Below are 12,188 nucleotides of genomic sequence, written 5' to 3'. Positions count from 1 at the left end.
GGAATACGTTGACCTGGGCACCATCGCGCATGCCCTGTCGGACCGTCGATGAACCCGGAGTAATGATGACCCTCGCCCAGCTCTGCCTGCTCGTCGGGGTCAGCACCCGGCAGATCGGCGCGGCCGAGCTGCTGCTGCGCGCGGCCGAGGCAGGGGTGGAGGAGGTGATTCTGGCCACCAGCTTCACGGCCGAGGGCGAGGCCACGGCCCATGTGCTGGCCGAGGCCCTGCGGGCGCGCGGCATCACGTCCACCCGCCTGGCGCGCGGTGTGCCGGTGGGCAGTGAACTGGAATACGTTGACCTGGGCACCATCGCGCATGCCCTGTCGGACCGTCGATGAACCCGGAGTAATGATGACCCTCGCCCAGCTCTGCCTGCTCGTCGCCTGCCTGCTGCCCATCGGCTGCGCGGGCCTGGCCAAGTCCAAGGGCTTCGGCAAACGCCGCCGCGATGGCGGTTTCGACAACCACCAGCCGCGCGAATGGCTGGCCGGCCTGCAGGGCTGGCAGGCGCGGGCGAATGCCGCGCAGGCCAACAGCTGGGAGGCGCTGCCGGTGTTCATCGCCGGGCTGTTCGTCGCGCATCAGAACCAGGCCGCGCAGGCCACGGTCGATGCGCTGGCGGTGGCCTTCGTCGCCTGCCGCCTGGTCTTTATCGGCCTGTACGTGGCCGACAAGGCCTCCCTGCGCTCGCTGGTGTGGATCACCGGCCTGGGCGCGTGCGTGGCCTTGTTCTTCGTGCGCTGACCCCGTCAGCGCCGGCTCATCCGCCGTCGCTCAGGGCGCGGCGGAGGCCACCACGTTGCTGCGCCCCTTGCCGCTGCCCGCCTTGGCGACTGTGCTGGAAGCCTTGGCCGATGCCGTACGCGTCGGCGCCTTGGCGCGGGTGGCAGCGCGCGGCTTGGCCGGGGTCGACGACTTCGCCACCACCGGCGGAGCAGCGCTGTAGACCACGATGGACTGTCCCGGCTTGAAGCGGGCATTGCTGCCCACCTTGTTCCACTGGGCCACCTGTTCGGCCTTGACCTTGTAGCGCGCCGCAATGCTGGCCACGGTGTCAGCCTTGCCGGCCTTCAGGGTCAGGCGGCGCTGCGGCGGCGCGTCCGGGGCGAGGTTGAGCGCGGCGGTGTCGGCCAGGCGCTCGGACACGTCGTCATGCACATGCTCGCCGCGCGGCACCAGCAGCGTGGAGCCGGCCTTGACCAGCATCTTGGGCGGGATGCGGTTGATCTCGCGCAGCAGCGCCTCGGGCATGCCGGTGCGCTTGGCGGCATCGGCAGGGCTCATGGTCTTGGGCACGACCCAGGCCGTCCAGCTGGCCATGGGGCCGTTGTGCCGCGCCAGGTTCTCGGCGAAGGCGCTGGCCTGGTCGTAGGGCAGCAGCACCTGAGGTGTGGCCGCGGCCAGGATGACCGGCTTGTTCATCTGCGGGTTGAACTGCTGGAAGGTCTCCAGCGAGATGCCGGCGAGCTGGGCGGCGAGGGCGACGTCGATGTCGCGTTCCACCTTCACCGTCAGGAAGTAGGGGTGGTTGGCCACCGGCGGCAGGCTCAGCGCAAAGCGTTCGGGCGCGAAGACGATGTTCTTCACCGCCTGCAGCTTGGGCACGTAGTAGCGCGTCTCGTCCGGCATCTTCAGGCTGGCGTAGTCGGTCGGCAGGCCGAGGCGCTGGTTGCGCGCGATGGCCTTCTGCACATTGCCCTGGCCCCAGTTGTAGGCGGCCAGCGCGAGGTGCCAGTCGCCGAACTGCTTGTACAGGCGGCCGAGGTAGTCCAGCGCCGCGCGGGTGGAGGCCAGCACGTCGCGGCGGTCGTCGCGGAAGATGTTCTGCTTCAGGTCGAAGTCGCGGCCGGTGGCGGGCATGAACTGCCACATGCCCGTGGCCTTGGCAGACGACACCGCATGCGTGACGAAGGCGCTTTCGATGAAGGGCAGCAGCGCCAGCTCGGTCGGCATGCCGCGCTTCTCGACCTCCTCGACGATGTGGAAGAGGTAGCGGCTGCCGCGCGTGGTCATGCGCTCGACGTAGTCGGGCCGGGTGCTGTACCAGGTCTCGGCCTTGCGGACCCAGTCATCGTCCAGGTCGGGCAGCTGGAAGCCCTTGCGCACACGGGCCCAGAGGTCGACGTTGAGGTCGGGGGCGTCCAGGTCCACCTTTTCGCCGGGGCGCAGGCTGTCTTCCAGCAGTTCAGCGCCCATCGTGCGCGCTTGCGGTGCCGCCGCCATGGCGGGCGCGGGCGCAGCCGCTTCAGGGGCGACGGTGGGTTCGGGTGTGGCGGGCGCGGCAGACGGCTGCGGCGGTGCGGTGGTGGCGCAAGCCGTGAGCAGGACGGCCAGCGCCAGGGGGGTGAGGCGGTGGAGGCTGTGGAGCAGGGTCATCGGAATCCGTTCTTCCATTCGCGCAGCGTGGCAAACACCTCGACCGGGCTGGGCGCGGCCGCAAGCTTTAGGGGGGCGTGCCGCCGGGCCGCGTCGCGCAGGGCGGGCTCGGTGCAGCGCAGGAATGGGTTGATGCGTCGTTCGGTGCCCAGGGGCACCGGCAGGGTGGGGCGGCCGGCGGCGCGCTCGGCTTCGCACCACGCGGTGTGGGCGGCGAGTGCGGCATTGCCGGGGTCGACCTCGCGCGCGAAACGCAGGTTGGACAGGGTGTACTCGTGGGCGCAGCACACCCGCGTAGCGCCCGGCAGGGCCGCGAGCGACTGCAGCGAGGCGTGCATCTGCGCGGGCGTGCCCTCGAAGAGGCGGCCGCAGCCGGCGCTGAACAGGGTGTCGCCGCAGAACAGCAGCGGGTCGCCCCCTGGCACCTCGGCGGCGAAGTAGGCGATGTGGCCGGCCGTGTGGCCGGGCACGTCCAGCACGGCCAGGTGCAGGCCCAGCAGCTCGATCACATCGCCGCCGCGCAGGCGGGTCACGGGCTCGGGCAGCTTCTCGCAGGCGGGACCGTAAACGGGCCCGCGCAGGTGCGCGCGCAGCGCGTCAACGCCGCCGACGTGATCGCCGTGGTGGTGGGTCAATAGAATGCCGGCGAGCGTCAGGCCCCGGGCATCCAGGGCCGCCAGCACCGGCGCGGCATCACCGGGATCGACGACGAGGGCCTCACGGCCGTTGTCGAGCAGCCAGAGGTAGTTGTCGTCGAATGCCGGGACAGGCGTGAGCGTCAAACTGAGCGTCAATGTGGCGCCAACCCATGACAGAGAAAGCGCCGAGTATAGATTTGGCAGCCTGGCTGCAGACGCCCCCGGGCCGTCACCTGCTGGCCTGGGAACAGGCCCAGGTGGATGCTGCCGTGGTCGACCTGTTCGGCTTTCATGCGCTGCAGCTCGGCCTGCCGGAGCTGGACGGCCTGCAGGCCAACCGCATGCCCCACCGCTGGCTGGCCGGGCGCGACGTGATCTGCGAGTTCGACGCGCTGCCCTTCGAGAGTGCGAGCCTGGACTTGGTGCTGTTGCCGCATGCGCTGGAGCTGGCCTGCGATGCCCACGCGCTACTGCGCGAGGTGGAGCGGGTGTTGCGCCCCGAAGGCCGGCTGATCGTGTTCGGCCTCAACCCGGCCAGCCTCTGGGGCCTGCGCCAGAACCTCGGCCGGCTGCGCCGCCGCGGTGAGCCGTATCTGCCGCGTGACGGCGAGTTCATCGGTTACTGGCGACTGCGCGACTGGCTCAAGCTGCTGAGCTTTGACGTGGAGGCTGCCCGCTTCGGCGTCTACCGCCCGCCGATGAGGTCCGAAGCCTGGCTGCATCGCTGGCGCTGGATCGACGACGTCGGCTCGCGCTGGTGGCCGGTGCTGGGCGCGGTGTACTTCATCCAGGCGGTCAAGCGGGTGCAGGGGACTCGCATGATCGGCCTGGCGCGGAATTCTCGGCTGGCCGCCAAGAAGGCGCCGGCCGTGGCCTTGAACAACAACCACAAGAAACGATGACGGAACCCAATACGCCTGCGCTGGCCATCAAGAAGCCCCAGGTCACGATCTACACCGATGGCGCCTGCAAGGGCAACCCAGGCCCCGGCGGCTGGGGGGCCTGGCTCTCCAGCGGCGGGCACGACAAGGAGCTGTTCGGGGGGGAGCGCGAGACCACCAACAACCGCATGGAACTCACCGCGCCCATCGAGGCCCTGGCCTCGCTCAAGCGCAGCTGCGACGTGGTCATCTATCTCGACAGCGAATACGTGCGCAAGGGCATCACCGAATGGATCATGAACTGGCAGCGCCGCGGCTGGAAGACGGCCGACGGCAAGCCGGTCAAGAACGCCGACCTCTGGCAGCGGCTGGATGCGTTGCGCAAGCTGCATCAGGTGGAGTGGCGCTGGGTGAAGGGCCATGCTGGTGACCCGGGCAACGAGCGGGCCGACATGCTGGCCAACAAGGGCGTCGCCTCCATCAGTAAAGTGCGCGGCACCTGAACCTCACGCCGAAGGCGGATCGATGAAGCTGCTGCCCCCGCTGATTGCCCTGCTGCTGGCCTCGGCCGCCCAGGCGCAGACCTACACCGTGTTGTGCGTGAAGACGGCATGCGGGCACCTGAAGGCCGCCGAGGTGGCGGGGCGGCTGGACGTCGACTACCGTTACCGCGACAACGGCCGCGGCCCCGACCAGAAGGAAACGCTGACGCTGGCCCCCGATGGCAGCTGGTTGGGGTACCGCACGGAGGGCGTGTCGACGTATGGCGCGCGCATCGACGACCGCTACGACTGGGCCGACGGCCGGGCGAGCTGGCGCTCACCGGTTGACCGTGGCGAGCGCCCGGGGGCGGGGCGAGACCTCGTCTACTTGCCCGTGCAGGCCAGCCCGGCGTGGGCGGGCAAGCTGGCCCAGACCGTGCTGCAGCGCCCGGGCCGAAAAGCTGAGGCGCTGCCGGTAGGGCAGGTCAGCATCGAGCGCCTGCAGACGCTGCGGCCCGCTGGCGCGAGCTTCGAGGTCGGCCTGTATGCCCTCGAAGGGCTGGACCTCGGCCCGAGCTACCTGTGGCTGCGCGAGGACGACCACAGCCTCTTCGCCCAGGTCTCACCGGGCTGGGGCGGCACCTTGCTGCAAGGCTTTGAAGCCGAGGTCGACCGCCTCGGCGAGGTGCAGAAGGCGGCCCAGCGGGCGCGCCTGGAGCGCTTGGCCCAGACCCTGCCCCAGGTCTTGCCCGGTCTGACGGTCATCGAGGGCGTGCGCTGGTTCGACGCCGAAGCGGCTGTGGTGCGCGGGCCGTCCGATGTCTACCTGTACGAGGGCCGCATCGCGGCGGTCGTCAAGCCGGGCAGCATCGGCAATGCCGGCCCCAGCCAGCGCATCTCGGGGCAGGGGCGAACTCTGCTGCCGGGCTTGGTCGACATGCATGCCCACCTCGAACCCGGCGCGCTGCTGCTCGATCTCGCCGCTGGGGTGACCGCTGTGCGCGACGTGGGCAACAGCAATGCCGACCTGGCCGAGCTGCGGGGGCGCATCGACCGGGGCGAGCTGCTCGGGCCGCGCGTGGCGGCCAACGGATTCATTGAAGGCAAGAGCCCGTTCTCGTCCCAGGCCGATTTCGTGCCCGACAACCTGCCCGATGCGCTGGCCGCGATCGACTGGTATGCCGCCCACGGCTATCGCCAGCTCAAGCTCTACAACTCCATCCGCCCCGAGTGGGTCAAGCCGATGGTGGCGCATGCGCGGGCCCTCGGCCTGCGCACCGGCGGCCATGTGCCGGCGTTCATGACAGCCCGCCAGGCGGTGGAGGCGGGCTTTGATGAGCTGCATCACATCAACCAGGTGACGCTCAACTTCCTGGTCGGCAAGGGCGACGACACCCGCACGCTGCTGCGCTTCAACCTGCCCGGCGACAAGGCGGCCGACCTCAAGCTCAACGACCGCCGCACCCAGGACTTCCTGGCCCTGCTGCGCCGCAAGGGCACGGTGGTCGACCCGACCATGGTGGCCTTCGAGGCGCAGTACACGCAGCGCCAGGGCCTGCCCAACCCGAGCTATGCGATGGTGGCCGCCAACCTGCCGGCCGTCGTGCAGCGCGGCCTGCTGGCGGCCGAGGTCGACCTGGACGATGCCAAGGCACGCCGCTGGGGCGCGAGCTGGCGCGTGATGATGGACCTGCTGCGCCGCATGCATGTCGCGGGTATCCCGCTGGTGGCGGGCACCGACGCCACGCCGGGCTTTGCGATGCACCGCGAGATGGAGCTGTATGTGCAGGCCGGCATCCCGGCGGCGCAGGCGCTCAAGATCGCGACCTGGAATGGCGCCAAGCACAGCGACCGGCTGGCCGAGATCGGCAGCATCAGCGTGGGCAAGCGCGCCGACCTGGTGCTGGTGGATGGCGACCCGGTGGCCGACATCCGCGCGGTACGCCGCGTGTCGCTGGTACTGCAGGCCCAGGGCAGCCAGAACCGCGCACTGTCCCCCGCCGCGCTGTACCAGTCCATGGGCATCCTGCCCTTCGTGCCCGCGGCGGAGATTCTGAAATGAAGCGCTTCCTTGTTGGCCTCACCGCTGGCTTGCTCGCCTGGCCGCTGCTCGTGCAGGCCCAGGCGACGCTGCGCTTCTGCGCCGCCGGCAGCCCCAAGACCTTCGACCCGGCGATGACCGACAGCTATGTCGACCATGTCGCCCACCAGCCGGTGTTCGACACACTCATCGAGGTCAAGCGCGGCACTGACCAACTCATCCCCGGCCTGGCCACCGCATGGAGCATCAGCCCCGACGGGCTGGCCTACACGCTGACCCTGCGCCGCGGCGTGACCTGGCAGACGGTGGAGGGCTTCAAGCCGACGCGCGAGTTCAATGCCGACGATGTGCTCTTTACCTTCGGGCGACTGCTCAACCGGCCTGAAGGCCTGGGCGGCGCCTACGCCAAGGCGTTCCCGAACGTGTCGCCCTACGTGGTGTCGTTCGGCTGGGACAAGCTGATCCGTTCGGTCGAGAAGCTCGGGCCCTACGAGGTGCGGCTCACGCTGGCGCAGCGGGATGCATCCTTCCTGTCGGCGCTGAGCTTCACCTTCACGATGATCCAGTCCGCGGAGCTGGGGGAGCAGCTGCTGAAGGCGGGCACCCCGCAGCGCATCGCGCAATTGCCCGTCGGCACCGGGCCCTTCCAGCTCAAAAGCTTTCGCGCTGACAGCGTGGTGCGTTTCGTCAAGCACCCTGGCTGGTGGCGCAAGGACGAGCGGCCGCGCGCTGATCAGCTCGTCTACGCGATCACGCCCGACGCCAGCGTGCGCGCCCAGCGCCTGAAGCGCGATGAATGCGACGTGGCGGCACCGGTCGGGCCGGCCGAACTGGCCGAGCTGGCCAAGGACCGCTCGGTCCAGCTCATCACGGCGCCGGGCATGAACATCGGCTACCTGGGCTACAACGTGCGTCGACCGGCGCTGTCCAAGGTGGAGGTGCGCCAGGCGCTGGACATGGCCATCGACAAAGCCGCCATCGTGCGCACCATCTATGGCGACGCCGGCACGCTGGCGCGCAGCTTCGTGCCCGCGGCCAACTGGGCGCATGACGACAGCCTCAAGCCCACGCCCTACGACCCGGCCAAGGCACGCGCCTTGCTGGAGAAGGCCGGCGTGCTGCCGCTGAACCTCACGCTGTGGGCCATGCCCGTGGTGCGCAACTACAACCCGAACGGCCAGCGCATGGCGCAGATGATCCAGGCCGACTGGGCCAAGGTCGGCGTCACGGCCCGCATCGTGACCTACGAATGGGGCGAGTACCTGCGCCGCATCGATGCCGGCGAGCACGACACCGCGTTGAGCGGCTGGAATAGCGACCCCGAGCCGGCCAACACCTTCGGCCAGCTGGCCTGCGGCGCGGTGGGCAACTTCTGGTGCAGCCCGGCCTATGACAAGCTGCTGGCCGAAGCCCGCCAGACCCTGAAACAGGACGAGCGAAAGGCGCTCTATGCCAAGGCCCAGCGCATCGTCATGCAGGACTTGCCCTGGTCGCCCATCGCCCACGGGCGGCTGGCGCTGCCAGCACGGGCGACCGTCAAGGGCCTGGTGCTGGAACTGGACGGCGGCATGTTTTTCGACGGCGTTCTGCCGAAGTAAGAGGACAAGACAATGAGCATCAAGAGCGACAAGTGGATCCGCCGCATGGCCGAGCAGCACGGCATGATCGAGCCCTTCGAGCCCGGGCAGATCCGCGAGCAGAACGGCCGCAAGATCGTCAGCTACGGCACCAGCAGCTACGGTTACGACATCCGCTGCGCGCCGGAGTTCAAGGTCTTCACCAACATCCACTCCACGGTGGTGGACCCCAAGAACTTCGACGAGAACAGCTTCGTTGACGTCAACAAGGACGTCTGCATCATCCCGCCCAACAGCTTTGCACTGGCGCGCACGGTGGAGTACTTCCGCATCCCGCGCAATGTGCTGACGGTGTGCCTGGGCAAGAGCACCTATGCCCGCTGCGGCATCATCGTCAACGTGACGCCCTTCGAGCCGGAGTGGGAGGGCTACGTCACGCTGGAGTTCAGCAACACCACGCCGCTGCCGGCCAAGATCTATGCCGGCGAGGGCTGCGCGCAGGTGCTGTTCTTCGAGAGCGACGAGGTCTGCGAGGTCAGCTACAAGGACCGCGGCGGCAAGTACCAGGGCCAGGTGGGCGTGACCTTGCCCAAGGCCTGAAAGCCGACGGGAAGGGCAGGGCGCCCGGCGCCCCGGACTTGAGCCGCATCAGCGGCGGATTGGCCCGGCTTTTCGGCCTTTATCCGGCCATCGCCGGGCCGAGGGGTGGGCACCATGGCGGCACACGCCCGAAGTCCGTGAGGCCCGCCATGTTGATCCCGCTGCACCTGATTCCCGTTCCCGCCGACGAACCCCGCGGCCTGGGCGATCCGGGCCATGCCTTCAGCGGGCTGAAGATCGCGCAAGGCGTGCACCTGGGAGACATCCGCGCTCTGGGCCTCACCGTCGCCGGTGCCACGAGCGGCCCGGTCAGCACGGGCGATCTGCTGCGTTTCGGCCAGCTGATGAACGACGCCGGCCTGCTCATCAACCCCACGCGCATGCTGTACGACCGCCAGTACGCCTACGAGCGCTTGGCCGACGGCATCAGCAGCGGTCAACCGGCGCTGTGTGACCTGGCCCTGGACCTCTTCGAGGCCTACCAGGCAGCCGGCGAATGGATCGGCCTGGCCCACTGACGACGGGCTGACCCCAGGGCTTGCCCGAAGCCGAAGCCTGCCTTTCCTCACTCCAGACCACCCCGTCTCCCGGGGTACGCTTGCGGTTTCGCCCATTCGCGCAACCGCTCCATGATCCGTCACTCCCTCACCCTGCTGGCCGCGGCCACCCTGGCCGTCACTTCCGCCCATGCCGAAGAAGGCATGTGGATGCCCAAGCAACTGCCCCAGATCTCCAAAGGCCTGAAGGCCGGCGGCCTGGCGCTGGACCCGGCCAAGCTCCGGGAGCTCACCGACTTCCCGATGGGGGCTGTCGTGTCGCTGGGCGGCTGCACCGCCAGCTTCGTGTCGCCGCAGGGCCTGGTGGTCACCAACCACCACTGCGCCTACGGCAGCATCCAGTACAACTCGCGCCCGGACCGCGACCTGCTGAAGAACGGCTTCTACGCCACCACGCTCGCGGACGAACTGCCCGCCGCGCCCGGCAGCCGCATCTACGTGACGGTCGACATGAAGGACGTCAGCGCCGAGATCCTGAACGACAAGACCCGCGCGCTCACTGGCAAGGCCCGCACCGACGCCATCGAGGCGACCGAAAAGCAGCTGGTGGCGGCCTGCGAGGCGGACAAGGGCCACCGCTGCAACGTCTACAGCTTCTTCGGCGGCCTGCAGTACCAGCTGATCAAGCAGCTGGAGATCCGCGATGTGCGCCTGGTGCACGCACCGGCCACGGGCGTGGGCCTGTTCGGCGGCGATGCCGACAACTGGATGTGGCCGCGCCACACGGGCGACTACAGCTTCTACCGCGCCTACGTCGGCCCGGACGGCAAGCCCGCCGACTTCAGCAAGGACAACAAGCCCTATACCCCCAAGCACTTCCTGAAGGTGGCCTCGCCCACGGCCAGCCCGCTGAACGAAGGCGACTTCGTCATGGTGACCGGCTACCCCGGCCGCACCAACCGCCATCGCCTGCCCACCGAAGTCGACTTCGCCTTCGGCTGGCAGCAGCCCACCCAGGCCAAGCTGATGGGCGAGGCCATCGACCTCATCAAGGCCGAGACCGCCGGCCGCCGCGAGGGCGAGATCAAGATGGCCTCGCGCATGCAGGGCCTGCAAAACTACTACAAGAACCTGACCGGCCAGCAGGCCAGCTATGACGGCAGCGACATCCTCGCCCGCAAGCAGGCCGGCTTCGATCAGCTCAAGGCCTGGGTGAACAGCGACGCCAAGCGCCGCGAACGCTATGGCGCCGACCTGGCGGCTACCGAGAGCCTGATTGCCGAGCGCCAGGCCATCGCCCGCGCCGAGATGCTGATGGGCTTCACGTCGCCTGCGTTGTTGAACGCCGCCCGCCAGCTGTACGAGGCGGCCTTGCAGCGCGCCAAGCCCGATGCCGAGCGCAAGTCCGGCTACCAGGAGCGTGACACGGCACGCCTGCGCGCCGGCCAGCAGTCGTTGGATCGCCGCTATGACGAGCAGACCGACAAGCGCCTGGTCGCCCACTTCCTGGCCCAGTACCTGGCCCAACCGGCCGGCACGCTCAATGCGGCCTGGCTGGACGCCTTCGGCCTGAAGGCCGGCCAGGATGAAGCGGCCGTGCGCGCCGTGCTCGACAAGTTCTATGCCGCCAGCAAGCTGGGTGACACCACCAGCCGCATGGCCTGGCTGGACAAGGACGCCGCCGCCTTCAAGGCCAGCGACGACGCCTTCATCAAGCTCGCCGTGGCCCTGCACGACGACGACGAGAGGCGTGAGAACCGCGACAAGGAACTCGCCGGCAAGCTGCAGAAGGCCTACGCCGGCGTGCAGCAGGCCATGATCGACTACCACGCCAGCCGCGGCGAGGCCGTCTACCCCGATGCCAACGGCACCCTGCGCATCAGCTACGGCAAGGTGCAAGGCCGCGCGCCCGGCGCCGATGGCACGACCTGGACGTCCTTCACGACCCTGCGCGGCATCGTGGCCAAGCACCGTCGCCCGGATGAAGCTGGCGGCGAGTTCAACGCGCCGGCCGAGCAGCTGGCGGCGATCAAGGCCCGCAACTTCGGCAAGTACTACGTGAAGGGCCTGGACTCGGTGCCGGTCAACTTCCTGGCCACGCTGGACACCACCGGCGGCAACTCCGGCTCGCCGGTGCTGAACAAGAAGGGCGAGCTGGTCGGCCTGCTGTTCGACGGCACGCTGGACGCGGTCATCGCCGACTGGGACTTCAACCCCAGGATGGTCCGCAGCATCTGCCTGGATTCGCGCTACATGCTGTGGCAGATGAGCACCGTCGACAAGACGACGCGCCTGCTCGACGAGATGCAGGTGAAGTAACCCACCCCCTGCGGCCTGACGGCCGCCCCCTCAAAGGGGGCACTGCCCGTGGCCCGGCAAAGCCGGTTCCACGGCAGTTGCTTGATACGACGACGGCAGCCAAAGGCGACAGCTTTCGGCTGCCGTTCTTCATCATTCCTTCGCCACGGCTTCGACCTGGATGCGCAGGCCCACCTCCATCCTGAAGCCGTAGTCCTTGCCGGCCGTGAGGCCGAAGTCTTCGCGGTTGAAGCTGCCGGAGGCGTCGGCACCGCACCAGTCACGCTTGAGCATCGGATGCGGCATGCACTTGAGCTGGTGCACGGCCAGGGTGACCGGGCGGGTGCGACCGTTGAGCGTCAGCTCGCCCACCACACGCGCGGGCACGCCGCCGTGGGCACCCTCGAAGCGGCCCTTGTAGGTGGCCGTGGGGCTGTTCTTCTCCAGGTCGAAGAAGTAGGGCCCGCGCGCCCAGGCGTTCATCGCGTCCAGGCCGAAGTCGATGCTGGCGAGGTCCATCGTCACCTCCACGCTGCCACTGCCATCGGCCTTGTCGTAGACGACGCGCCCGCTGTTCTTGTTGAGCTTGCCGCGCCAGTAGGACAGGCCCATGTGGTCGGCTTCGAAGCTGGGATAGGTGTGCGTGGGGTCGATCTCGTAGGTCGTCGGGGCGGCGCCGGCGATGGAGGCGGTCAGGGCGGCGAGGAGCAGGGGCAGGGCTTTCATCGGGCGGGGCTTTCAGGAAGTCGGTCGGACCCAGGGACGACGAACGGACCGGCCGAGTTTCGACAGGCG

At 68.9% G+C, this 12,188-nt stretch carries 11 protein-coding genes and 1 pseudogene; 9 read left to right on the top strand and 3 right to left on the bottom strand.

Annotated elements, in window-relative coordinates:
• Positions 1 to 155 precede the first annotated feature (155 nt).
• Together CDO81_RS29275 and CDO81_RS11495 are read left to right on the top strand one after the other, a co-directional pair.
• A pseudogene (locus CDO81_RS29275) lies at positions 156 to 341 on the top strand (toprim domain-containing protein); the annotation flags it as partial.
• Between the two features lie 13 nt (positions 342 to 354).
• On the top strand, positions 355 to 747 hold the full coding sequence (locus tag CDO81_RS11495) for an MAPEG family protein (protein WP_088483365.1): 393 nt from the start codon (positions 355 to 357) through the stop codon (positions 745 to 747).
• A 30-nt stretch (positions 748 to 777) separates the two neighbouring features.
• Here CDO81_RS11495 and CDO81_RS11490 read toward each other — a convergent pair whose 3' ends face one another.
• Positions 778 to 2,379 carry a transglycosylase SLT domain-containing protein gene (locus CDO81_RS11490; RefSeq protein WP_088483337.1) on the bottom strand — a complete coding sequence of 534 codons (1,602 nt, stop codon included), beginning with the start codon at positions 2,377 to 2,379 and terminating at the stop codon, positions 778 to 780.
• Positions 2,376 to 3,161, bottom strand: coding sequence for a hydroxyacylglutathione hydrolase (gloB, locus tag CDO81_RS11485; protein WP_088483336.1), 786 nt, complete (start codon positions 3,159 to 3,161; stop codon positions 2,376 to 2,378). Before gloB ends, CDO81_RS11490 begins: the two co-directional genes overlap by 4 nt.
• Before the next feature lie 26 nt (positions 3,162 to 3,187).
• On the opposite strand from gloB, the gene CDO81_RS11480 reads away from it, so the two are divergent.
• The 7 genes from CDO81_RS11480 to CDO81_RS11450 all read left to right on the top strand — a co-directional run bounded on the left by CDO81_RS11480 (position 3,188) and on the right by CDO81_RS11450 (position 11,414).
• Positions 3,188 to 3,919 carry a class I SAM-dependent methyltransferase gene (locus CDO81_RS11480; protein WP_088483364.1) on the top strand — a complete coding sequence of 244 codons (732 nt, stop codon included), beginning with the start codon at positions 3,188 to 3,190 and terminating at the stop codon, positions 3,917 to 3,919.
• Positions 3,916 to 4,401, top strand: coding sequence for a ribonuclease HI (gene rnhA, locus CDO81_RS11475; protein WP_088483335.1), 486 nt, complete (start codon positions 3,916 to 3,918; stop codon positions 4,399 to 4,401). Before CDO81_RS11480 ends, rnhA begins: the two co-directional genes overlap by 4 nt.
• Positions 4,402 to 4,423: 22 nt before the next feature.
• Positions 4,424 to 6,442 (top strand): amidohydrolase family protein, encoded by a 2,019-nt coding sequence (locus CDO81_RS11470; RefSeq protein ID WP_088483334.1) that lies wholly within the window; start codon positions 4,424 to 4,426, stop codon positions 6,440 to 6,442.
• The gene (locus CDO81_RS11465) at positions 6,439 to 8,019 is read left to right on the top strand and encodes an ABC transporter substrate-binding protein (RefSeq protein ID WP_088483333.1); all 1,581 of its coding nucleotides are present in this window, start codon (positions 6,439 to 6,441) and stop codon (positions 8,017 to 8,019) included. Before CDO81_RS11470 ends, CDO81_RS11465 begins: the two co-directional genes overlap by 4 nt.
• A 12-nt stretch (positions 8,020 to 8,031) precedes the next feature.
• Positions 8,032 to 8,598, top strand: a complete 567-nt coding sequence (dcd, locus tag CDO81_RS11460; protein WP_088483332.1) for a dCTP deaminase — start codon at positions 8,032 to 8,034, stop codon at positions 8,596 to 8,598.
• Between the two features lie 149 nt (positions 8,599 to 8,747).
• On the top strand, positions 8,748 to 9,116 hold the full coding sequence (locus CDO81_RS11455) for a hypothetical protein (RefSeq protein WP_088483331.1): 369 nt from the start codon (positions 8,748 to 8,750) through the stop codon (positions 9,114 to 9,116).
• A gap of 111 nt (positions 9,117 to 9,227) precedes the next feature.
• Positions 9,228 to 11,414 (top strand): S46 family peptidase, encoded by a 2,187-nt coding sequence (locus tag CDO81_RS11450; protein WP_193466496.1) that lies wholly within the window; start codon positions 9,228 to 9,230, stop codon positions 11,412 to 11,414.
• Between the two features lie 132 nt (positions 11,415 to 11,546).
• Here CDO81_RS11450 and CDO81_RS11445 read toward each other — a convergent pair whose 3' ends face one another.
• Positions 11,547 to 12,119 carry a YceI family protein gene (locus tag CDO81_RS11445; RefSeq protein ID WP_088483330.1) on the bottom strand — a complete coding sequence of 191 codons (573 nt, stop codon included), beginning with the start codon at positions 12,117 to 12,119 and terminating at the stop codon, positions 11,547 to 11,549.
• Positions 12,120 to 12,188: the final 69 nt, after the last annotated feature.

The sequence above is a fragment of the Roseateles puraquae genome (assembly GCF_002205845.1).
Classification (GTDB): Bacteria; Pseudomonadota; Gammaproteobacteria; order Burkholderiales; family Burkholderiaceae_C; genus Pelomonas; species Pelomonas puraquae.
Note: the sequence above shows the minus strand (reverse complement) of the source record. Positions and strands in the feature narration are given on the sequence as shown.

Excerpts from the sequence above, each read along its gene's own strand:
- CDO81_RS11495 (WP_088483365.1), top strand. The coding sequence starts at position 355 with ATGACCCTCGCCCAGCTCTGCCTGCTCGTCGCCTGCCTGCTGCCCATC.
- CDO81_RS11490 (WP_088483337.1), bottom strand. The coding sequence starts at position 2,379 with ATGACCCTGCTCCACAGCCTCCACCGCCTCACCCCCCTGGCGCTGGCC.
- CDO81_RS11480 (WP_088483364.1), top strand. The coding sequence starts at position 3,188 with ATGACAGAGAAAGCGCCGAGTATAGATTTGGCAGCCTGGCTGCAGACG.
- rnhA (WP_088483335.1), top strand. The coding sequence starts at position 3,916 with ATGACGGAACCCAATACGCCTGCGCTGGCCATCAAGAAGCCCCAGGTC.
- CDO81_RS11470 (WP_088483334.1), top strand. The coding sequence starts at position 4,424 with ATGAAGCTGCTGCCCCCGCTGATTGCCCTGCTGCTGGCCTCGGCCGCC.
- CDO81_RS11465 (WP_088483333.1), top strand. The coding sequence starts at position 6,439 with ATGAAGCGCTTCCTTGTTGGCCTCACCGCTGGCTTGCTCGCCTGGCCG.
- dcd (WP_088483332.1), top strand. The coding sequence starts at position 8,032 with ATGAGCATCAAGAGCGACAAGTGGATCCGCCGCATGGCCGAGCAGCAC.
- CDO81_RS11455 (WP_088483331.1), top strand. The coding sequence starts at position 8,748 with ATGTTGATCCCGCTGCACCTGATTCCCGTTCCCGCCGACGAACCCCGC.
- CDO81_RS11450 (WP_193466496.1), top strand. The coding sequence starts at position 9,228 with ATGATCCGTCACTCCCTCACCCTGCTGGCCGCGGCCACCCTGGCCGTC.
- CDO81_RS11445 (WP_088483330.1), bottom strand. The coding sequence starts at position 12,119 with ATGAAAGCCCTGCCCCTGCTCCTCGCCGCCCTGACCGCCTCCATCGCC.